This is a genomic window from Alloalcanivorax dieselolei B5, assembly GCF_000300005.1.
Taxonomy (GTDB): domain Bacteria; phylum Pseudomonadota; class Gammaproteobacteria; order Pseudomonadales; family Alcanivoracaceae; genus Alloalcanivorax; species Alloalcanivorax dieselolei.
Window position 1 is genome coordinate 178,614 of sequence record NC_018691.1, and the last position, 20,284, is coordinate 198,897.

Annotated in this window: 22 protein-coding genes; 15 read left to right on the top strand and 7 right to left on the bottom strand. The window is 60.5% G+C overall.

Annotated elements, in window-relative coordinates; translation table 11 throughout:
* Window positions 1–9: 9 nt before the first annotated feature.
* The 3 genes from spoT to gmk all read right to left on the bottom strand — a co-directional run bounded on the left by spoT (window position 10) and on the right by gmk (window position 3,312).
* A complete protein-coding gene (spoT, locus tag B5T_RS00820; RefSeq protein ID WP_014992534.1) occupies window positions 10–2,115 on the bottom strand; it encodes a bifunctional GTP diphosphokinase/guanosine-3',5'-bis pyrophosphate 3'-pyrophosphohydrolase in 2,106 nt (701 codons plus the stop codon).
* Window positions 2,116–2,365: 250 nt separating this feature from the next.
* The gene (gene rpoZ, locus B5T_RS00825; protein WP_014992535.1) at window positions 2,366–2,629 is read right to left on the bottom strand and encodes a DNA-directed RNA polymerase subunit omega; all 264 of its coding nucleotides are present in this window, start codon (window positions 2,627–2,629) and stop codon (window positions 2,366–2,368) included.
* A 50-nt stretch (window positions 2,630–2,679) separates the two neighbouring features.
* Window positions 2,680–3,312 (bottom strand): guanylate kinase, encoded by a 633-nt coding sequence (gene gmk, locus B5T_RS00830; RefSeq protein ID WP_014992536.1) that lies wholly within the window; start codon window positions 3,310–3,312, stop codon window positions 2,680–2,682.
* Window positions 3,313–3,446: 134 nt separating this feature from the next.
* Here gmk and doeB point away from each other — a divergent pair, with 134 nt between their 5' ends.
* Window positions 3,447–4,463, top strand: coding sequence for a N(2)-acetyl-L-2,4-diaminobutanoate deacetylase DoeB (doeB, locus tag B5T_RS00835; RefSeq protein WP_014992537.1), 1,017 nt, complete (start codon window positions 3,447–3,449; stop codon window positions 4,461–4,463).
* Window positions 4,464–4,496: 33 nt separating this feature from the next.
* Here doeB and B5T_RS00840 read toward each other — a convergent pair whose 3' ends face one another.
* The gene (locus tag B5T_RS00840) at window positions 4,497–5,888 is read right to left on the bottom strand and encodes an aminotransferase-like domain-containing protein (protein WP_014992538.1); all 1,392 of its coding nucleotides are present in this window, start codon (window positions 5,886–5,888) and stop codon (window positions 4,497–4,499) included.
* Between the two features lie 163 nt (window positions 5,889–6,051).
* On the opposite strand from B5T_RS00840, the gene B5T_RS00845 reads away from it, so the two are divergent.
* The 11 genes from B5T_RS00845 (at window position 6,052) to B5T_RS00890 (ending at window position 15,322) form a co-directional block, all read left to right on the top strand.
* Entirely contained in the window at window positions 6,052–7,341 is a 1,290-nt protein-coding gene (locus B5T_RS00845; RefSeq protein ID WP_014992539.1) for a hydroxymethylglutaryl-CoA reductase, degradative, read from the top strand.
* Window positions 7,342–7,427: 86 nt separating this feature from the next.
* Window positions 7,428–8,657: a CaiB/BaiF CoA transferase family protein gene (locus B5T_RS00850; protein ID WP_014992540.1), complete on the top strand. Its 1,230-nt coding sequence runs from the start codon at window positions 7,428–7,430 to the stop codon at window positions 8,655–8,657.
* A 42-nt stretch (window positions 8,658–8,699) separates the two neighbouring features.
* Complete coding sequence (locus B5T_RS00855) at window positions 8,700–9,839, top strand: C4-dicarboxylate TRAP transporter substrate-binding protein (protein ID WP_014992541.1); 1,140 nt, start codon at window positions 8,700–8,702, stop codon at window positions 9,837–9,839.
* Window positions 9,840–9,893: 54 nt separating this feature from the next.
* Window positions 9,894–10,349, top strand: a complete 456-nt coding sequence (locus B5T_RS00860) for an FAS1-like dehydratase domain-containing protein (RefSeq protein ID WP_014992542.1) — start codon at window positions 9,894–9,896, stop codon at window positions 10,347–10,349.
* Between the two features lie 5 nt (window positions 10,350–10,354).
* Window positions 10,355–10,765, top strand: a complete 411-nt coding sequence (locus B5T_RS00865; protein WP_014992543.1) for a hotdog family protein — start codon at window positions 10,355–10,357, stop codon at window positions 10,763–10,765.
* Window positions 10,766–10,814: 49 nt separating this feature from the next.
* Window positions 10,815–11,390 (top strand): TRAP transporter small permease, encoded by a 576-nt coding sequence (locus tag B5T_RS00870; protein ID WP_014992544.1) that lies wholly within the window; start codon window positions 10,815–10,817, stop codon window positions 11,388–11,390.
* Window positions 11,387–12,694 (top strand): TRAP transporter large permease, encoded by a 1,308-nt coding sequence (locus tag B5T_RS00875; RefSeq protein ID WP_014992545.1) that lies wholly within the window; start codon window positions 11,387–11,389, stop codon window positions 12,692–12,694. The genes B5T_RS00870 and B5T_RS00875 overlap by 4 nt, the downstream gene beginning before the upstream one ends.
* A gap of 104 nt (window positions 12,695–12,798) precedes the next feature.
* Window positions 12,799–13,086: a helix-turn-helix domain-containing protein gene (locus tag B5T_RS00880; RefSeq protein WP_014992546.1), complete on the top strand. Its 288-nt coding sequence runs from the start codon at window positions 12,799–12,801 to the stop codon at window positions 13,084–13,086.
* A gap of 295 nt (window positions 13,087–13,381) precedes the next feature.
* Entirely contained in the window at window positions 13,382–13,483 is a 102-nt protein-coding gene (locus tag B5T_RS23880) for a HipA domain-containing protein (protein WP_229682974.1), read from the top strand.
* 199 nt (window positions 13,484–13,682) lie between these two features.
* Entirely contained in the window at window positions 13,683–14,825 is a 1,143-nt protein-coding gene (locus B5T_RS00885; protein WP_014992548.1) for an XRE family transcriptional regulator, read from the top strand.
* Window positions 14,825–15,322 (top strand): DUF4411 family protein, encoded by a 498-nt coding sequence (locus B5T_RS00890; protein ID WP_014992549.1) that lies wholly within the window; start codon window positions 14,825–14,827, stop codon window positions 15,320–15,322. The genes B5T_RS00885 and B5T_RS00890 overlap by 1 nt, the downstream gene beginning before the upstream one ends.
* A gap of 21 nt (window positions 15,323–15,343) precedes the next feature.
* Here B5T_RS00890 and B5T_RS00895 read toward each other — a convergent pair whose 3' ends face one another.
* Window positions 15,344–16,207 (bottom strand): YicC/YloC family endoribonuclease, encoded by an 864-nt coding sequence (locus tag B5T_RS00895; RefSeq protein ID WP_014992550.1) that lies wholly within the window; start codon window positions 16,205–16,207, stop codon window positions 15,344–15,346.
* Between the two features lie 287 nt (window positions 16,208–16,494).
* On the opposite strand from B5T_RS00895, the gene rph reads away from it, so the two are divergent.
* The 3 genes from rph to B5T_RS00910 are packed head-to-tail and all read left to right on the top strand — an operon-like array spanning window position 16,495 to window position 18,515.
* On the top strand, window positions 16,495–17,211 hold the full coding sequence (gene rph / locus B5T_RS00900; protein WP_014992551.1) for a ribonuclease PH: 717 nt from the start codon (window positions 16,495–16,497) through the stop codon (window positions 17,209–17,211).
* 15 nt (window positions 17,212–17,226) lie between these two features.
* On the top strand, window positions 17,227–17,898 hold the full coding sequence (gene pyrE, locus B5T_RS00905) for an orotate phosphoribosyltransferase (protein ID WP_041717208.1): 672 nt from the start codon (window positions 17,227–17,229) through the stop codon (window positions 17,896–17,898).
* A complete protein-coding gene (locus B5T_RS00910) occupies window positions 17,895–18,515 on the top strand; it encodes a hypothetical protein (RefSeq protein ID WP_014992553.1) in 621 nt (206 codons plus the stop codon). Before pyrE ends, B5T_RS00910 begins: the two co-directional genes overlap by 4 nt.
* A gap of 155 nt (window positions 18,516–18,670) precedes the next feature.
* On the opposite strand, the gene slmA is transcribed toward B5T_RS00910, so the two are convergent.
* Both slmA and argB read right to left on the bottom strand, forming a co-directional pair.
* Entirely contained in the window at window positions 18,671–19,273 is a 603-nt protein-coding gene (gene slmA / locus B5T_RS00915) for a nucleoid occlusion factor SlmA (RefSeq protein ID WP_014992554.1), read from the bottom strand.
* Between the two features lie 102 nt (window positions 19,274–19,375).
* Window positions 19,376–20,275, bottom strand: coding sequence for an acetylglutamate kinase (argB, locus tag B5T_RS00920; RefSeq protein WP_014992555.1), 900 nt, complete (start codon window positions 20,273–20,275; stop codon window positions 19,376–19,378).
* Between the last annotated feature and the right edge of the window lie 9 nt (window positions 20,276–20,284).

Genomic DNA, 20,284 nt, shown 5'->3' on the forward strand with positions numbered 1-20,284 from the left:
CGTCGGGGCTTAGAGACGGTGAATGCGAACGATGTTATCCAGCACACGCAGGCGTTTGATAATGCGCGCCAGGTGGATTCGATCCTTCACCGTGAGGGTGACATTGAGAAGGGATAACGTGGGGTCCTTATCGGACATCTCGATGGTATCGATGTTGGAACCCAGCTCGGTGACGCTGTTGGCCAGAGTGGCGAGGACACCGCGTTTGTTGACCAGTTCGATGCGCAGGCCGGCGGTGAATTCCTGCTCCGCCTGCCGCTCCCAGCTCAGGGCGATGCATTTCTCCGGTGCGTTGCGCATCTCCGCCAGCAGGTTCTTGCATGTGTCCCGGTGCACTACAATGCCGCGCCCGGCACTGAGATGCCCCAGGATGGTGTCGCCCGGTAGCGGGTAGCAGCATTTGGCGTAGGCGACAATCAGACCCTCGCTGCCGCTGATCGCCAATGGCCGGCGATCATCCTCGTGTCGGGCCTCGCCGTGGTTGCCCATCATTTTGCGCGCCACCAGCGGCGCCAGCCGGTTGCCCATGCCGATATCTTCCAGCAGCTCATCCAGATTGCCCTGGTCGTTGCTGTCCAGCTCGGCGCGGATCGCCGCTTCGGGCAGATGCTCGAGGCTGCTTTCGTAGGCCGCCAGGGCTTTGTCCAAGAGTCTCTGTCCCAGTTCGCGGGCGTCTTCCCGGCGCTGCTGCTTGAGAAAGTGGCGAATGTTGGAACGGGCCTTGCCGGTGACGACAAAGTTGAGCCAGGCCGGATTGGGGGTGGCGTTGGGGGCGGTGATGATCTTCACCGTTTGCCCGGACTCCAGCGGCGTGGACAGCGCCGCCAGCTTGCCGTCCACCCGGGCCGCCACGCAGCGGGTGCCCACCTTGGTGTGCACCGCGTAGGCGAAGTCCACTGGCGTGGCGCCGGCGGGGAGTTCCTTGATGTCGCCTTTGGGGGTGAACACGTAGGCTTCGTCGGGGAACAGGTCGACTTTGACGTTCTCGATGAACTCCATCGAGTTGCCGGCCTTCTGCTGCATCTCCAGCAGCCTCTGCATCCAGGATTGGGCCCGGGTGTGGGTCGGCGAGCCGGGCTTCTCCTCGGTCTTGTACAGCCAGTGGGCGGCGATGCCATTGTTGGCCATCGCTTCCATTTCCTCGGTGCGGATCTGGATTTCCAGCGGAATCCCGGAGTGGGCCTTCAGAGTGGTATGCAGGGACTGGTAGCCGTTGGCCTTGGGAATGGCTACGTAATCCTTGAACCGGCCCGGAATGGGAATGAAATAGTTGTGCACCGCGCCGAGCACCCGGTAGCAGGTGTCCACGCGGTCGACGATGATGCGGAAGCCAAACACGTCCATGATTTCCGAGAACGGTTTGTGCTGCTCCTTCATCTTGTTGTAGATGCTGTAAAGGTGCTTCTCGCGCCCCAGCACCCGGGCCTCGATACCTTCCTGCTGTAGGCAGTGTTCGATGCTGGTCTTGATCGACGAGAGGATTTCCTTGCGGTTGCCCCGGGCGGAGCGCACGGCCTGGCCGATCAGCCGGGCCCGCATCGGATGGATGGCGTGGAAGGCCAGATCCTCGTACTCCACGCGCATGTTGTACATGCCCAGGCGAAAGGCGATCGGTGCGTAGATCTCCAGGGTTTCGGTGGCGATGCGGCGTCGCTTGTCGGGATTCATAACATGCAGCGTGCGCATGTTATGCAGGCGGTCGGCGAGCTTCACCAGGACCACGCGGATGTCCCGCGTCATCGCCAGGATCATCTTGCGCAGGTTCTCCGCCTGTTGCTCCGCCTTGGATTCGAACTTGATCTGGGTGATTTTGGAGACGCCGTCGACCAGCTCCGCCACTTCCTCGCTGAACTCCGTCGCCAGCTGCTCCTTGGAGACGCCGGTGTCCTCGATCACGTCGTGCAGCATGGCCGCCATCAGAGAGGCGTGGTCCATATGCATATCGGTGAGAATGTTGGCCACCGCCAGCGGATGCGTGATGTACGGGTCCCCGGTCCGTCGATACTGGCCCTCGTGGGCGGTCTCGGCGAAATAGTAGGCGCGCACTACCGGGGCGATCTGCTCGTCCGTCAGGTAGCTGCGCAAACGTTTTTCCAGGTTATGGATGGTGGACAAGGGCTCTCATCACGCCGCCAGGGCGAATCCATGTATGCAAAGGACGCTTCATGCATCCGCGCTGATCTCGCGGTATGCGGTATACAGTCCTAGCTTAAGGTTTGCCGCGACAATTTGTCTACGTTATTGCCGTGAGTCATTGAAAAGGCAAAGTTTTTTGCCTTGATAGGCTGAGACTATGAAAAAGCGGGCAAAGACAGGGGCGAAGAGAAGGGCGCGGCCGGGTCCGTGCCCGGCCGGAGCGGCGGCGTTATTCGCCGAAGGAACGGGTCAATAGCGCCAGGTCATCGACCTCGCTGTCGTGTTCCAGGGCGGCGGCGTCCAGGCTCTCGCCGGTCACGTGACCATCGGCGATCTCGCGCAGGGCCACCACGGTGGGCTTGTCGTTCTCCCAGGCCACCCGCGGCTCTTTGCCGCCGGTCTGCAGCTGACGGGCGCGCCGGCTGGATACCAGTACCAGCTCAAAGCGGTTGTCCAGCTTTTCCAGGCAATCTTCTACAGTTACACGGGCCACGGTGTTCTCCTCCGGTTGGTCTCAATCGACCAGACATAAGGGCGGGGATTTTACCGGGTTTCGCTATCGGACAACAAGTCCGCCAGTACCGCCGCCTGACGCACCGCCTGGCGATGGGTGGTCAGACGGCGGGCTTCGACGATGGCGGCCAGTTCATGCAGGGCGCGTTCGAAGTTATCGTTGACCACCAGATAATCGAATTCGCCATAGTGGCTCATCTCCTCCCGGGCCCCGGCCAGGCGCTTGCGGATCACCTCGTCGTCATCGGAAGCGCGGCTGCGCAGGCGCTGCTCCAGGGTCTTCAGGCACGGCGGCAGAATGAAGATGCTGATCGCCTCGGGCATTTGCCGGCGGACCTGGGCGGCGCCCTGCCAGTCGATCTCCAGAATCACGTCTTCGCCGTTACGCAGGGTGCCGGAAACCCAGTCGGCGCTGGTGCCATAGAGGTTGCCGAACACTTCGGCGTGTTCCAGGAACCGGCCCTGCTCCACCAGCCTTACGAACGATTCGCGTTTGATGAAGTGGTAGTTCACACCATCGGTTTCGCCGTCGCGGCGGTCGCGGGTGGTGTGGGAAATGGAAATCCTCAGACGCGGCAGCTTTTCCACCAGTGCCGCCACCAGAGAAGTCTTGCCGGCGCCGGAAGGTGCGGAAACGATGTACAGGGTGCCAATGTCGGCCATAACGTATATTCCTGTTTCTCGGGACGCGGGTAGGGTCGGAGGCAACGGGAACCCCTGCCGGACTTGCCGCGAAAACGGGCATTATAGGAGCAAAGTCGGTGGTCCGTCATGGGCGCCCGGCACGAGGAGAGCCTATGTCGTATCTGCCAGATAGCCCGATCAGCGCTACCGTGGACTACCACCGTGACGGTGTGCAGCATGGATTTCTCAAGCTGCCGCACTCCCATGATGACTCCGCCTGGGGCAGTCTGATGATCCCCATCGCCGTGGTGCGCAATGGCACGGGCCCCACGGTGCTGCTCACCGGAGGCAATCACGGCGACGAGTACGAGGGGATTACCGCCCTGATCAAGCTGGCCAACCGGCTGCGGGCCGGGGACATCACCGGCCGTGTCATCATCGTGCCGATGATGAACCATCCGGCGGCGCTGAACGGCACCCGTACCTCACCCATCGACAAAGGCAATCTCAACCGCGCCTTCCCCGGTGACCCGTGCGGTACGCTGACCGAGCGCATCGCCGATTACTTCACCCGTTATCTGGTGCCGTTGAGTGACGTGGTGCTGGATATCCATTCCGGCGGCCGCACCCTGGATCTGCTGCCGTTCGCCGCCACCCACCGGCTGCCGGACCAGGACCTGGCCCGCCGTTGTCTGGAAGGCGCCCTTGCCTTCGGCGCGCCCAATACGCTGTTGATGGCGGAGCTGGAGGGAGCGGCGCTGTTCGACACCGTGGTCGAGAATCAGGGCAAGGTCTTTATCAGCACCGAACTGCGTGGTGGCGGCACGTCCACACCGGAGAGCGTGGCGCTGGCGGAGCGGGGTGTCGAGAACGTCCTTCGTTATGCCGGCGTCCTGGCCGGAGAGCCGCACCCGCCGGTGCCCGCCAGCAGAATGCTGGAGATCCCCGATAACGACCACTATCTGCAAAGCGAGCACGCCGGTTTGCTGGAGTTTTGCGTCGGCCTTGGAGATGAAATCCGCGCCGGTGATGTAATGGCCCGGGTCTACAGCATGGAACGCACCGGCGCCGCGCCGGTGGAATACCGGGCGCCAGTGAGCGGCATTCTGATCGGCCGCCGCCATCCGGCCAAGGTTGCCATGGGGGATACCTTCGCGGTGCTGGCGGTGGCGCTGAAGAACTTCGATTGACCGGCGTGAAGGAACGTCGTGCGGTTTTAGCGACTACAGGCCGTCGAGCAGGGCGGCCCGGAACGCCGGGTCGTCCAGGTAAGCCACGTTGAGGCGGGTCCAGGGCACGATTTTTGTTCTGTCGACGGAAAAGATCGAGCCCGGTGCCAGCATCACCCCTTTGTCCAGACAGTGCCGGGTCAGTTCATTGGCGTCGTCGATACCGGGGAAGCGGGCCCAGACATAGAGGCTCTGATCCGGGCGGTGAAACACTTCCGCGCCGAGCTCATCGAGCACCGCCAGGCCCCGTTCGGTGGCTTCCCTGAGCCGCTTCTGCAGACGCGCCAGGTGCCTCAGGTAGTGACCTTCGCGCAAGATAATATTGACCAGCCTCTCCGAATACTCGGCACTGCTGGTGTGCAACAGCATTTTTACGTCCGCCAGTTCACTGACCAGTCCTTCATCACCGGCGACGAAGCCGACTCGCAGTGCCGCTGAAACCGGTTTGGAAAAGCTGCCGATATAAAGGGTGCGTTTGAGTTGATCCAAGGCAGCCAGTTTTGTGCAGGAACTGAGTTTGAAGTCCGCCATGGCATCGTTTTCCACCACGATCAGATTATGGCGTCTGGCCAACGCCAGAATCCGTTCCGCCTTGGCGGTGGAAAGATCGGTACCGGTGGGGTTGTGGCCGGCGGACTGCATGAAAAACAGGCGCGGCTTTTCACGGGCCAGCAGCCGGGCCAGCTGTTCGGTGTCGGGCCCGTCCACCTGGCGGGTAACCGGCAGCATGCGCGCGCCCTGAAGCTGCAGTTTGCCGAACAGCGGGTAATACCCCGGGCTTTCCACCAGCACAGGGTCTCCGGGTTTGACGAACCGCCGGATCACCAGGTCCATGCCGTGGTTGGCGCCGAAGGTCGTGGCGATTTGCGCCGTGGTGGTGCTGATGCCGTAGCCGGCCAGCTTTCTGACCAGCTGCTGCCGCAAATTGATATTGCCCAGCCGGTCGCCGTAACGGAACAACGTGGCCACGCCGCTGCGCACCACCTGGCGGCTGAACTTGTCCAGGCGCATATCCATCAGCCACTCCACCGGCGGAAACCCTTCGCCCAAATGGGAATGCCCAGGCTCGCGCACGAACTGCTGACGCATCATCCAGATAGTGTCCAGAGCGCGTGCATAAGGCGGTGGTTCGGGACCGGTATCGTCGTCGTTCTCCGGCGGCGCGCAGACAAAAAAGCCCTTGCCGTGTCTGGCCTCGATAAGCCCCTCCGCGGCGAGGTACTCGTAGGCGGTGATCACGGTGTTCTTGGAATGGCCATGCAGGCGAGTGTACTCGCGCAGGGAGGGCAGCTTGTCGCCCTGGCGCAGCGCGCCTTCGGCGATCTGCTCGGCGATGCTGGCGGCGACCCGCTGAGCCAGCGTTTGGCGATGTAGGGGAAAGGCCACGGGAAATTCCGTTGTTGTTGTACGGGGTTGGGGGAGACTGTTTGCCGTAACTGTACCTTTTTGATGGGTACAGGTGAAGCTATCGTAACGGTCAATCCGGCGTATCCGGCTCCGCCAACCCAACGCCGCCCACCTAACAACAACGACGTCACAGAGGTGACCAGTGAGCTACAGTTCTTTGCTTCCCGGTTTTCGTAATCTCTCCCCCGCCGAGCGATTGGATCATCTGCAATCCCAGCTGGCCCTGTCCGATGAGGAACTGGATCTGCTGCGCAACGCCGGAGCTCTGCCGTTGGAAATCGCCGATGGCATGATTGAGAACGTCATCGCCAAGTTCGAGCTGCCTTTGGCGGTTGCCGGGAATTTTCTGGTTAACGGCAAGGAGGTACTGGTGCCCCTGGCGGTGGAAGAGCCCTCGGTGGTGGCGGCGGCGTCCTTCATGGCAAAGCTGGCGCGTCCGGCGGGCGGGTTTCTGACGTCCTCCAGTACGCCGCTGATGCGCGCGCAGATCCAGATCATCGGTGTTTCCGATCCGGCCAATGCCCGTCTCAGCCTGCTGCGTCACAAGCAGCGCATCCTCGATCTGGCCAACAGCAAGGATCAGCTTCTCAACCAGCTCGGTGGCGGCTGCCGCGACCTGGACATCCATACCTTCGCCGACAGTCCGCGCGGACCGATGGTGGTGGCCCACCTGTTGGTCGACGTGCGGGACGCCATGGGGGCTAATACCGTCAACACCATGGCCGAGGCCGTGGCACCTTTGATGGAAGAGATCACCGGCGGCACGGTGCGGCTGCGGATTCTCTCCAACCTGGCCGATTTGCGGCTCTCCCGTGCCCAGGTGCGCATTGCTCCGGAGCATCTGGATAGCGCGGACTACAAAGGCGAGGATGTAATCGAGCGTATTATCGACGCCTACGCGTTCGCCGCCGTGGATCCGTACCGGGCGGCCACCCACAACAAAGGCATCATGAATGGCATCGACCCTTTGATCGTCGCCACCGGTAATGACTGGCGCGCGGTGGAAGCGGGTGCCCATGCCTATGCCTGTCGCGATGGCCATTACGGCTCCCTCTCCACCTGGGAAAAAGATCGGGACGGCGCCCTGGTGGGCACCATTGAAATGCCCATGCCGGTGGGGTTGGTGGGCGGCGCCACCAAAACACACCCGCTGGCGCGGCTGGCGCTGAAGATTATGGGCGTATCCAGTGCCCAGGAGTTGGCGGAAGTGGCGGTGGCCGTGGGGCTGGCGCAGAACCTGGGAGCGCTGCGCGCGTTGGCGACGGAAGGCATTCAGCGCGGCCATATGGCCCTGCACGCCCGCAATATTGCGCTGTCGGCCGGCGCTCGTGGCGACGAGGTCGCTTACGTGGTGGAGCGCATGGTCAGCGCCCGGGACGTGCGCGCCGATCACGCGGAATCCTTGTTGAAAGAGAAACGGCAAAGCGAGTGAGACAGCGTCTATGATCGGCTCGCTGGTGGCGCCGATGAGCGGCGCCGCCAGCGAGCATCAGAATGACAACAAGACGAGGAGGTCCCATGACCCATCAAACCGATATTCCCGCCACATCAGAAGGTCCGCTCAAGGGCATTGTCATCCTCGATCTGACCCGGGTTGTGGCCGGCCCATACTGCGCCATGCTACTGGCCGACATGGGGGCGACGGTGATCAAGATCGAGCATCCCCTGGATCCGGACCTGACGCGGGAATTCCCGCCCTTGCAGGATCAGGATGGCGCGGCGATCAGCGGCTTCTTCGCTCAGTACAACCGCAACAAAATGGCGGTGAGTCTGGATCTGAAGAAAGCGGAAGGCCGCGAGACCTTTCTGCAAATGGTGGCCAGGGCCCACATCGTCATCGAGAACTTCCGGCCCGGCACGCTCGATAAACTGGGATTGGGCTACGGCGTTCTGGCCGAGACCAATCCCGCCATTGTTCTCACCTGTATCAGCGGGTTCGGACAGACCGGACCGAACTCGCCACGGCCGGCGTTCGACAGCAGTGCCCAGGCCACCGGCGGACTGTGGTCCATGAACGGCACGGTGGAAGAGCCAATGCGGGTGGGCACCGTGCTCGGTGATCTGAGCGCGGCCCTGTACGGCGCCATTGGCACCCTGGGGGCATTACGTCAGGCGGAGAAAACCGGCATCGGGCAATGCGTGGACATTTCCCAGCAGGACTCCATTATCTCGCTTACCGAGAACGCCCTGGTGACTTACACCGCCTCCGGCAAGGTCACGGTTCCCGAAGGCAACGGACATCCTTTCGTCAAGCCCTACGGCCGTTACGCTTGCAAGGACGGCTATGTGTTCTTCGGCGCCTACACCGATAAATTCTGGCGTGAGGCCTGCATCGTGTTCGGTGACGAACATCTCCTCGATGACCCTGAGATCAACACCATGGCCAGGCGTTTTGATCCGGACGTCTATGAGCGTCGGGTGAAACCACTGGTGGAACAATGGTGCGGCCGTCATACCAAGGCGGAACTGGAAAAGATGACCGGTGCGCGCTTCCCGTTGTCGCCAATCAAGAGCATCGACGAAGTGGTGGCGGATCCTCATGTGCGGTTACGCGACATGGTGATTCCAGTGCAATACCGGGGCGTGGATTTTCAGGTGTTCGGCAATCCGGTGAAGCTGTCCGGCGGTACCCGCGAGAAGAACGCGATGGCGCCGGAATTGGGCGAACACAACGAACGGATCTATCGGGATTGGCTTGGCAAGGACGATGAAGAATTCGAGTTCCTGAAAAAAAACGGGGTCATCTGACGCCGTTTCCATCAACTATTAAATAACAAAGGTGACCACACTATGAAACGCTTGATGATTATGGCATTGGCCATACTCAGCGGGGTGGCTGCGCTCTCCGCCGAGGCAAGAACGTTGCGTTATGCCATTGGCCATCCTCCCAGTTCGTTCGTCGTGGACGTGGCAAAACAATACGCGGAATCCGTCAGCGAACTATCCGATGGTGATTTGAAAGTCCGGGTCTTTCCCATGTCTTTGCTGAACTTCGCCGAGACCTCCGGCGGTCTGCGGGACGGCATGGCGGATATCGGTTTTGTCCTGACGTCCTATTTTCCCGCCGAGTTTCCGCACAGCAACGTGGCGGTGGAGTCGTCGATGTTGCTGGGCTTGCTGGGTGACAAGGTGCGCGGCAAGGAAGGCATGGTGTTCATGGGCGCGCTCTCCGAGTTTACCTTCTTCCATTGCCCGGAATGCAATCAGGAATTCGCCAAACAAAATCAGGTGTACACCGGCAGCACCGGCGGCTCCTCCTATGGGTTGGTATGCAACCGGCCCGTGGAAAGTGCCGCGGACCTCAATGGCATGCGACTTAGAGTCGGCGCCGCCAACTGGTCCCGCTGGACCGAAGCGGTAGGTGCCTCACCGGTGACCATGTCCGCCAATGAAATGTACGAAGCGTTGAGCCAGGGCGTCGTGGGCTGCATCGTACTGGCTTCTCCGGAGATTCATAATTTCGGGCTCGCGGATGTGGTGACCGACATCAATATGGATGTGCCGGGCGGGCCCATGCCGGTGGCGGGGACCAATATCAATGCCGATACCTGGAAGTCGCTGTCTGCGCAACAGAGAACGCTGATGCTGCGTGCCGCCAGTGCGTTCACCGCTGGCATTCCCTGGATCTATCACCAGCACGAAGATCGTATCCTGGCGGAAGCGGAGCAGCGCGGCGTCTCGATTCATCATGCCGACCAGGATCTGGTGGCGAAAACCAACGCCTTTATCGAGAAGGACATGGATTTCATCGCCACGGACTATCAGAAACGTTACAACGTCAGTCGGGGCGAGGAGATGATCACGGATTTTCGTGAACTATTGGAGAAGTGGGCCGGCCTGGTCCAGGACGTGGACAGTGAACAACAGCTTGTTGACCTGTACTGGGATGAAATCTTCTCCAAAGTGGACGTCTCCAAACACGGCCTCTGATCCGATACGGGCGGCCTGGCCGCCCGGTCTCCGTCAATGAATCCGGGATATGCCATGACCGTGATTACCGAGGAGCTCAACAATCATGTCGGCGCCGAGCTTCCGCCTTTCGAGTTTGAAATCTCCCGCGGTGACCTGAAGAAGTACGCCGTGGCCACCGGCCAGCGGCTCGAGCGTTACCTCAATGGTGACGAGGCACCGCTGCTTTACCTGTTCGCGGCGATGATGCCAGTGCTACCGCTGGACCGCCTGCTGCCGGACGGCCGGCAACCGGACAGCGGTTTGATGCCGCCGCTGCCGCTGAACCGCATCATGGCCGGTGGCAGTGAGTATCAAATTCACCGCAAGGTGTATGTCGGGGACGTCCTGGTATGCCGGCAGAAACTCGTCGAAGTGTTTGAGAAATCCGGATCCGAGGGGCCACTGCTGTTCCTGATATTCGAAAACCGATTTGAAACCCGTGATGGCGAGCCGGTGGTCACGGAACGTCTGACCCGGATCGCAAGGTGACAGCGATGATGACAAACCGTATCGAGGTGGGTGAGCAATTAACGGGGCGGACCTGGCGCGCGGACACCGTTCAACTGTTCTTGTACAACGCCGCCATCTGGAATCCTCACCGTATTCACTATGACCTGCCCTACACCCAGGAAGCCGAAGGGCATCCGCAACTGCTGATCGATGGCCCACTGCAAGGTGACTGGTTGACGCAAATGGTCTACGAATGGCTGGGCGAGAGCGGGACTCTGACGGCGTTCAGTTACAGCAATCGTCGTGCGGCTTATGTGGGTGACGTACTGAGCACCGAAGGCGAAGTGACCGCCGTTGATGGAGACACCGTTACCCTGGATCTCAGGATTACCAATCAGCGCGGCGAAATCACCACCGTGGGCAACGCCACCGTGGTCATTGAATCCGGTCGTTAACCGTTATCTCCGGTTTTCACTTCGCACTCCCGGCTCTCGAGGAAAGACTATGTATCGGTTGGGGCGTTACCTTTCCCGGGTAACGGATATGACCACGCTGGTGGGCGGGCTCGCCATTGCCTTGATGATGATCCACATCAGCCTGGACGTGGTGTTGCGCTATCTGTTTTCAACACCCATTCCCGGCACCATCACCTACGTGTCCAATTACTATATGATCGTTGCCGCCTTTCTGCCTTTGGCTTACGCGGAAAAGCTGGGCGCCCACATCAGTGTGGAGGTGGTTACCGAACGGCTGCCGCAGCGGATCCAGTTCCATCTGGCCCATTGGCTGATCCTGCTGTCCGCGATCATTCTCGGCTTCATGACGGTGAAAACCTGGCTGGAAGCCGTGACCCGCTTTGAAATGGGAACGGCGTTGGTGGAAGGCGGCACCTCCATCATCATCTGGCCGGGCTACTTCGTTCTGCCCATTGGGCTGGGGCTTATGGTGCTGATGCTGGTCTACAAGTTCGTGGTCTATGTCACGGGCGGCGAATCGGGGCTGGCTTCTTCCGGGCAGCACCGGGACGCTGATGAAGTGCCGCGGCCGAATGCTACCCGCGCCAAGGGAGAATCGGTATGACCGAAGTCCAGATCGGCCTCGGTGGCCTGGTGGTGCTGTTCGCTCTGATCGCCCTGCGAATGCCGGTGGGCATTGCGCTTATCGGGGTTTCGTTCGGCGGGTTGTGGTACTTGATGGGCTGGGGAATCGCCTGGGGGTCGTTGGGACTGATTCCCTATCAGTTCTCCGCCAACTGGGTGCTCAGTTCGGTGCCGATGTTTCTTCTACTGGGCTACGTTTGCTTCCATGCCCAACTGACCCAGGGATTGTTCCGAGCCGCGCGCCTGTGGTTGTCCTCGGTGCCGGGCGGGTTGGCGGTGGCCTCGATTTTCGGCACCACCGGTTTCGCCGCGGTGTGTGGCTCCTCCGTGGCCTGCTCCGCCGCCATGGGGCGCGTTGCCGTGCCGGAGATGATTGACCAAAAATACAATCCGGGGCTGGCGACCAGTACTGTTTCCATCGCCGGTACCGTCGGCGCTCTGCTGCCGCCGTCCATCATCATGATTCTTTACGGCATCATCGCCCAGCAATCGATCAGCAAGCTGTTTCTGGGCGGGATCGCCGCCGGCCTGATTACCGTGGCGGGTTACATCGCGGTGGTGATGATACGGGTGAAACTGGATCCGTCGCTGGCGCCGCGTACCGATTCGCGCGTGTCACTGAAAGAGAGAATGGCGGCGCTGTGGGATATCTGGCCGATCATGCTGATCATGATGGGTATCTTCGGCGGCATGTTCGCCGGGTTGTTCACGCCCACGGAGGCTGGTGCGGTCGGTGCCGCGCTGTCCTGTATCGTGGCGCTGTGCAAACGTACCCTGACCTGGAGCCGGTTTCGCGCGGCAATACAGGAAACCCTGCTGACCACCGGCACCCTGCTGATCATCGCCATGGGCGCCAGTCTGCTGACGCGCTTTTTGTCCTTGTCCGGCGCCGGCGATTACCTGTCCTCGCTGGTACTGGACGCCGGTGCCGATACCGTGGCGATCCTGTTGATCATCGTCTGCGTTTATCTGTTGCTGGGCATGTTTCTGGAGCCCATCGGCGCCATGCTGCTGACCTTGCCCATCGTCCTGCCGATTATCGACAGCGCCGGCCTCAGTCTGATCTGGTTCGGCGTGGTGCTGACCAAGCTGTTGGAAGTGGGCATGGTGACGCCGCCGGTGGGCATGAACATCTTCGTGATAAAGAGCGTGGTCGGTGACCTGGTATCCACCAGCGCTATCTTCAAGGGCGTGTTCTGGTTCTTGATGATGGACGCCCTGGTGCTGTTGCTGTTGATGGGCCTGCCGGATCTGATTCTGTTCCTGCCTGAAAGGTTTGGTTGAGCGGTATTGTCCGCAGTCCAATGAGGTCTATTTTGGCCATTATGGTATCTATTTATGCTTGTTTTGGTCATAACTAGACATCATGGTGTCTATTCTGGTGTAAAATGACCTCTCTTCTTGATGACATTGATGTGCAGCAAGCGTTTGCTGCTCACCTGCGGCGTTTGCGCAAGCAGGCCAAGCTGTCTCGCGATGCCCTGGCCGAGCGGAGCGGAGTGCCGGCATCCACCATCAAGAAATTCGAACTCACCGGGCAGATCTCGTTCCGGCAGCTGCTGCTTCTCTGGCAGAGCCTGGATGATCTGCGCCGCCTGTATGCGTTAACCCGCCATTCTCCTGGAGAGTCCGGAATGCCCTCCAGCATTGATGAGGTATTGAACAGTGAGCTTTAAGCCAGTTCGCAAGTTGACGTAACGCGTACGTTGCAACTCCTGTCCCCCGATGCACCTGATCGCTGTTACACGGTTGCACAAACCGGGGATGAGGCTTGGCTGGTCAGATTTACATCGCGCAACCTGCCGTTGGGTCATGAGGAAGGACTTTGTGAAGCCGCTTATCTGCATCTGGCCGGAAAACTGGGGCCGCAGCCGCAGTGGCGGCTGTTTGATCCACCGAACCAGAGCGGAGCCTGCGGCTGGCTTGGGATGAAACGGTTTGACTGGGTGAGTCACCCGCAAAAGGCGGGCCATATTCAACCAGTTCACCTGCAATCAGGATGATCACAGTAAGAACTGGTCTTTTCTCAAGACGATGCTGGCGAGTGGGCGCTGGCGTCTTTCTATGACGTGACCTTCAGCCCTCATCCATTCCAGGAGCACGCCACCGCCTATGCCGGTTATGGATGTGCGGGGCGATAGTTCTCAGGCAACCGATGCAGGGGGCTCATACGCCTTCGTTATGGCGGGTAACCGAGGGCCATATTGGCACTATGACTTCCCGGGTTTAGACTGTTCCTGGTTCCCCTTGATGCCCTGAGAAATATCTAATTATGGCAACCACTTACGCCAAAATTAATCCGGATATCCTGGGCTGGGCTCGCGAACGGGCCCAGCTCAGCATATCCGTGTTGGCCGGCAAGCTCGGGGTAAACGAGAAGAAAGTAGAGGCCTGGGAAAGTGGGGAAAAGCGACTCACCTTCCGTCAGGCTCAGCAGTATGCGGCCAAGACCCACGTCCCGTTTGGATATTTGTACCTGAAGCGTCCGCCGGTTGAAGAGCTCCCGCTGCCAGACCTTCGAACGGTTGGTAGTCAAAGGCCGGTCAGGCCTTCCGCGGAACTGATCGAAATGGTGCAAATCGTCTTGCGCCGACAGGAGTGGTACGCGGAATACCTCCGGGATCAAGGGGCGGAGCGGAACGAGCGGGTTGGCCATTTCACGACCCAGTCCGGGGTGCGGGCTGTGGTTGAGGACATGCGGGGGGCCTTGCAGGTACCGCCGCTCCAGACTCGGGGCACTTGGGAAGACTATTTCAGGCTACTGGTCCAGAGGATTGAGGAGGCCGGTGTCCTCGTTATGCGAGAAAGTTTCGTTGGCCATCATACGCGACCATTGTCCGTACAAGAGTTCCGGGGCTTTGCGATCGCCGATCCCCTGGCCCCGGTGATTTTCATCAACCAGGCCGACGCACCCAAAGCCCGGCTGTTTACCCTCATCCACGAACTGGCCCATGTCTGGATCGGCCAGACCGGCATATCCGACGCCAGCCCTGCTACTAAGCGCGGTGAAGAGGTATTCTGCAACGCCGTAGCGGCGGAATTTCTAGTGCCGGCGGAAGAGTTCGAGCGGCAATGGCGGGATCTGGATAACTGGCGCCAAAACCTGCCTGACCTTGAGGCCCACTTCCGCGTCAGCACCTGGGTGTTGGCGCGTCGAGCCCTCACGCTGAACAAGATCAGCGCCGATGAGTATCACCGCTATGTTCGAGAACTCCAGGAGGAGTACCGAAACAGGGAAAAAGAAAGTATCCCGATGAGTTACTACCAAACACGGAAGGGGAAGATTAGTCAGACTTTTTCCAAGGCTCTTTTGAGCGAGGCTTTGAGCGGTCGAGTGCTGTTTCGTGATGCCGCACGGCTATTGGGTCTGAAGCCCTCTCAATTAGCGAAGTACGCAAGGGAATTGGGGGTTTAATGTATCTGCTGGATGCGAATACCTATATTCAGGCCAAGAATCTGCATTACCAAATGAGCTTTTGCCCGGCATATTGGCATTGGTTGGACGAGCAGTTTCAAGCCGGTCAGTTAGCCAGTATCAGCTCGGTCTACCATGAGTTGACCGTGCAGAATGATGAATTAACCGAGTGGGTAAAGATGAGAAAGGCGCACTTCCTGCCTGTCTCTTCGGAAGACATCCAGGATCAGTTCGGGAGTGTTGCGGAATACGTCTCTGGTCTGGAGGATAAAAAGGCGGAGCATATCGCGGACTTTCTGGGAAATGCTGACCCTTGGTTGGTGGCAACCGCTTGTGCCAGCGGCGCCACGGTGGTTACTCACGAGGCGCCTGTTCCGGACAACAGCAGCAAAGTAAAGATTCCCAATGTGTGCCGCGCATTTGATGTCCCCTACATCACCACCTATGAACTCTTGAATACGCTTGATGCTCAGTTCGTTCTAGGCAGGAGCTCCTAGCCGGTCAGGTGCCTGCGGACTTTACTCAATATTCTGGATCTGCTCCCGCATTTGTTCGATCAATACCTTCAGTTCGACCGCCGCCGTGGTGGTCTCGGCGTCGATGGATTTTGACGCCAGGGTGTTGGCTTCGCGATTGAGTTCCTGCATCAGGAAATCCAGACGACGACCGGCCTGGCCGCCCTTCTCCACCACCCGGCGGACTTCTTTTACATGGGCCTCCAGGCGGTCCAGTTCCTCGTCCACATCCATTTTCTGGGCGGCCAGCACCACTTCCTGTTCCAGACGGTCGTTGTCGGCGGTTTCCAGCACGTCCTCGACCCGTTGCCGCAGCCGTTCGCGCAGGTGGTCGCGGATGCGAGGCAGGGCCGCGCGGACAATGACAACCTGTTCGCCGATCAGTGTCAGACGGTCAAGCACCAGCTTGGCCAGCTGCTCCCCTTCCCGTTCGCGGGTGGCCAGGAGGCTGTCCAGGGCTTCGTCGAGCAACGCCACGGCTTTGCTTTGCAGGGCTTCCGGGTCCACCCGGGTGGTTTTCAACACGCCGGGGAAGCGCAGTACTTCCAAGGGGTCGATTTGCCCGGGGTGCATGACCAGATCGCCTACCCGGCGGGCTGCTTCGGAGATCCGTTTCACCAGCGCTTCGTTGAGTTCCAGATTGGGATCCGCTTCGTCTTCCTGGTAGCGCAGGGTAACGTCCAGTTTGCCCCGGGTCAGACGATTACGGCAGCGCTCACGCACCGCTCCCTCCAGAGTGCGCAGGGTTTCGGGCAGGCGTGGGGAGATTTCCAGGTAGCGGTGGTTTACCGAGCGGATTTCCCAGGCGAGGTCGACGCCGTCGAGGTGCCCGTCGGTGCGGGCGAAAGCGGTCATGCTGCGGATCATACGGGGTTCTCGGCCATTGCGTGTGCGGTCAGTGTACCATTGCTGTTCGACAGTTGTGGTCCAGCGACGAAGCTACTGTAGGAGCTAGCCCTGCTGGCGAATCCTTGATGGTGCCACCCTCTTCGCCAGCAGGGCTAGCTCCTACAGCGGCCTTGTAGTGATCTCTCGATTCCTGTCTCCACTCGCCGGGATTCGGGACGATCGGCGGCGATGCGCCTCGCAATGGGGCCGGCGGGTTCGTTACAATGGAGGCCTCCCATACCATTATCAGAACCTAAGGAGCTACCATGCGTCCCTCCGGCCGCGCGCCCGACCAAATGCGTGAAGTGTCTTTTACGCGCCATTACACCAAGCATGCCGAGGGTAGCGTCCTGGTGGCGTTCGGTGATACCCAGGTGCTCTGCACCGCCTCCGTGGAAGACGGCGTCCCGCGCTTCCTCAAAGGCAAGGGCCAGGGCTGGATCACCGCCGAGTACGGCATGCTGCCCCGCGCCACCCACACCCGTTCCGGCCGGGAGGCGGCCCGCGGCAAGCAGGGCGGGCGTACCCTGGAAATCCAGCGCCTGATCGGCCGCTCCCTGCGTGCCGCCGTGGATCTGCGCAAGCTGGGCGAAAATACCGTCTATCTGGACTGCGATGTGCTGCAGGCTGACGGCGGCACCCGCACCGCTTCCATCTCCGGGGCCTGTGTCGCGCTTGTGGACGCCTTCTCGGTTTTGCTGGAAAGGAAGCGCATAAAGGAAGATCCCTTGAACGGGTTGATTGCGTCCGTATCCGTGGGCATGTACAACAATGAGCCGGTGCTGGATCTGGACTATCCGGAGGATTCCAACGCCGATACCGATATGAACGTGGTGATGACCCAGCATGGGGGCTTCGTGGAGATTCAGGGGACCGCGGAGGGGGTGCCGTTCACCCGTGAACAGTCCGATACCCTGTTGGGCCTGGCGGAGAAGGGCATTCAGGACATCGTGCGCAAGCAGCAGGAGGCCCTGGGCTGGTAAGCGCCTGGTGACATGATGAAAAACTACAAAAAGCATTTTTTGCGTTTCGCCGAGCAGCGTCAGGCGCTCAAGTTCGGCGAATTCACGCTCAAATCAGGGCGTATAAGTCCTTACTTCTTTAACGCCGGCACTTTCCATACCGGGGAGGCGCTGGCGCGTCTGGGACGTCATTACGCTGATGCCATCGTCGAGTCGGGTATCGAATTCGATATGTTGTTCGGCCCGGCCTACAAGGGGATTCCGCTGGTGTCCTCGGTGGCGGTGGCGCTGGCCGAGCATCATGGTCTGGATTATCCCTGGGCCTTCAACCGCAAGGAGGTCAAAGACCACGGCGAAGGCGGTTGGCTGGTGGGAGCCCCCCTCAATGGTCGGGCGCTGATCATCGATGATGTGATTACCGCCGGCACCGCCATTCGTGAAGTGGCGGCGCTGTTCGCGCAGACCGATGCCTCCATCGCCGGGGTGTTCGTGGCGCTGGATCGCCAGGAGCAGGGTCAAGGGGCCGCTACGGATGACGGCAAGGCAAAATCCGCGATCCAGGAAGTGCAGGACAGCCTGGGCGTGCCGGTGCGCAGTATCGTTTCCATGGAAGACATCATCGGCTGGCTGGATCAGCAGCCGGACCGGGAAGCGGAACGGGCCGCCATGGACGCCTACCGGGTACGCTATGGGGTGAGCGAGTCGTGAGAGCAACGGTACTGCTGCTGGGTGTGTTGTTGAGTGTGTTGAGCGCCGTCGGCATGGCGGCGAACAAGACCGGGCAAGTGGAACAGCGGCTGTACCGTTACCAGTCCGCGGACGGCGCCATGGCGATCAGCGCCACCCTCACCGAAGCGGCCATTCACGCCGGTTACCAGGTGCTCGACCAGCATGGCCGGGTGCTGGAAACGGTGGCGCCGGCACCGCCGGAGGAGCAGGCCCGCCGCCGCAAGGAACAGGCCCGTCAGCAACAGGCCAAGGCTCAGGCGCAGCGCGACGGTGAATTGCGCCGCCTCTACGCCGGGCCGGGGGACGCCGAACGGGCCCGCGACCGGCAGCTTCAGGCGCTGCAGCTCAATATCGACTACGCTAAAAATGCCATCCAGCAACTGAATGGCAAGCAGGACGAAGAAATCCGCAAGGCCGCCCGGGCCGAACGGGCTGGCCGGGAAGTGCCTGCCAGCGTGCGCGATGCCATTGAACGTTACGGCCGCCAGGCTCGCGAGAACCGCGAGAAAATGGAAGAATACCAGCAGGACATGGCGCGGGTGCGGGAGGAATTCACCCCCATCATCCAGCGCCTGCGAGAGCTGGAAGCGCAATAACCACGCCTGTTTTTCGCAGCTGTAGGAGCTTGCCTGCAAGCGAATCTTTTGATGCCAGAGCCCATTCGCTTGCAGGCAAGCTCCTACAGCGGCTAAAGATCAGGCTGTTTAGTTCTGTCGCTGTCAACTGTCCACTGTTAACTGTCAACTGCCTTTTAAAGCGCTTCCCCGTCCGCACGAAAGATCATCGGCGCGATCAGCGCCCATTGCTCATGCCAGTCCTCGGCGGGACGGGCGCGGAAGCCGGAGCGCACGAACTGGGCGATACGCCCCTCCACCACGGACAACAGCAGATTGGCGGTGATGCCCGGAGTGGCGCGGGTGCGTTTGCCTTCGCGGAATTCGGCGTCGCGGACCACCTGTTTCAACTGGCTTTCCACCCGATCGTAGAACTGCTGGATACGCTGGCGCAGCCGCTCATTCTCGCCGGTCAGGGCGTCGCCGGTGAGCAGCCGGGTAATGCCCGGATTGCGCTCGGTGAAGGCCAGAATCAGCGTCAGAATCTGTTCCACCTGTTGCAGGGCATCCCCTTCGGAGATGATGCGGTTGATGCGCGAGAACACCGAGTCCTCGATGAACTCAATCAGCGCCTCGAGCATGCGTGCCTTGCTGGGAAAATGGCGATACAGCGCGGACTCGGACACCCCCACTTCCCGGGCCAGCCCGGATGTGGTCACCCGGCCCCCCGGCTCCGCTTCCAGCATGTAGGCCAGTGTTTGCAGGATTTGCTCCTTGCGAGAAGGCTTCTTGTCGGTCATATCCTGGTTACCCGTTTTATGTGAGCCGGCCCGGCGATACCGCCGCCGGGCCGGTGTGCTCCACCCCAATTGGAGCCAATAACAAAGCGCCGTTCCGGCGCATCAATCGCGGCTGATGAGCGTGCCGATGCCCTGATCGGTGAGAATTTCCAGCAGCACCGCGTGAGGCACCCGTCCATCGATGATGTGCGAGGTGTGCACCCCATTCTCCACGGCTTCCAGGGCGCAGCGAATCTTCGGCAGCATGCCGCCGTAGATGGTTCCGTCCTTGATCAACGTATTGACCCGGTCCGCGTTCAGACCGGTCAAAATACGATCGTTCTTGTCCTTGAGCCCGGCCACGTTGGTCAGCAGGATCAGCTTCTCGGCGCGCAGCACCTCGGCCACCTTGCCGGCCACCAGGTCGGCATTGATGTTGTAGCTGACACCCTCGTCATCCACGCCGATGGGCGCGATCACCGGAATGAAGTCACTGCCGGACAGCAGCGCAAGAATGCGGGTGTCGATGCCCTGCACCTCCCCCACGTGACCGATGTCGATGATTTCGGAGGCTTGCAGCTCCGGGTTGTCGGCGTCCTCGTTCCGCAGCAGCATTTTACGGGCGCGGATCAGCCGGCCGTCCTTGCCGGTGAGGCCGATGGCCTGGCCGCCGTTGTGCTGGATCAGATTGACGATGTCCTTGTTGACCAGGCCGCCGAGCACCATCTGCACCACGTCCATGGTCTCCTGATCGGTGACGCGCATGCCCTGGACGAACTTGCTTTCCTTGCCGAGACGGTTGAGCAGATCGCCGATCTGCGGGCCACCGCCGTGGACGATCACCGGATGGATACCCACCTGCTTCATCATCACCACGTCGCGGGCGAAGCTGTTCTTCAGTTCGTCGTTTTCCATGGCGTTGCCACCGTACTTGATCACCACGGTGGTTCCGGAAAAACGCTGAATATAGGGCAGAGCCTCGATCAGAACGCGCGCGGTTTCCTGGGCGCTCTTGGTATCCATGTCATTCTC

Excerpts from the sequence above, each read along its gene's own strand:
- gmk (WP_014992536.1), bottom strand. The coding sequence starts at position 3,312 with ATGGCCGACATTGGCACCCTGTACATCGTTTCCGCACCTTCCGGCGCC.
- doeB (WP_014992537.1), top strand. The coding sequence starts at position 3,447 with ATGTCGTATCTGCCAGATAGCCCGATCAGCGCTACCGTGGACTACCAC.
- B5T_RS00850 (WP_014992540.1), top strand. The coding sequence starts at position 7,428 with ATGACCCATCAAACCGATATTCCCGCCACATCAGAAGGTCCGCTCAAG.
- B5T_RS00855 (WP_014992541.1), top strand. The coding sequence starts at position 8,700 with ATGAAACGCTTGATGATTATGGCATTGGCCATACTCAGCGGGGTGGCT.
- B5T_RS00860 (WP_014992542.1), top strand. The coding sequence starts at position 9,894 with ATGACCGTGATTACCGAGGAGCTCAACAATCATGTCGGCGCCGAGCTT.
- B5T_RS00865 (WP_014992543.1), top strand. The coding sequence starts at position 10,355 with ATGATGACAAACCGTATCGAGGTGGGTGAGCAATTAACGGGGCGGACC.
- B5T_RS00870 (WP_014992544.1), top strand. The coding sequence starts at position 10,815 with ATGTATCGGTTGGGGCGTTACCTTTCCCGGGTAACGGATATGACCACG.
- B5T_RS00875 (WP_014992545.1), top strand. The coding sequence starts at position 11,387 with ATGACCGAAGTCCAGATCGGCCTCGGTGGCCTGGTGGTGCTGTTCGCT.
- B5T_RS00880 (WP_014992546.1), top strand. The coding sequence starts at position 12,799 with ATGACCTCTCTTCTTGATGACATTGATGTGCAGCAAGCGTTTGCTGCT.
- B5T_RS00885 (WP_014992548.1), top strand. The coding sequence starts at position 13,683 with ATGGCAACCACTTACGCCAAAATTAATCCGGATATCCTGGGCTGGGCT.
- B5T_RS00890 (WP_014992549.1), top strand. The coding sequence starts at position 14,825 with ATGTATCTGCTGGATGCGAATACCTATATTCAGGCCAAGAATCTGCAT.
- B5T_RS00895 (WP_014992550.1), bottom strand. The coding sequence starts at position 16,207 with ATGATCCGCAGCATGACCGCTTTCGCCCGCACCGACGGGCACCTCGAC.
- rph (WP_014992551.1), top strand. The coding sequence starts at position 16,495 with ATGCGTCCCTCCGGCCGCGCGCCCGACCAAATGCGTGAAGTGTCTTTT.
- pyrE (WP_041717208.1), top strand. The coding sequence starts at position 17,227 with ATGAAAAACTACAAAAAGCATTTTTTGCGTTTCGCCGAGCAGCGTCAG.
- slmA (WP_014992554.1), bottom strand. The coding sequence starts at position 19,273 with ATGACCGACAAGAAGCCTTCTCGCAAGGAGCAAATCCTGCAAACACTG.
- argB (WP_014992555.1), bottom strand. The coding sequence starts at position 20,275 with ATGGATACCAAGAGCGCCCAGGAAACCGCGCGCGTTCTGATCGAGGCT.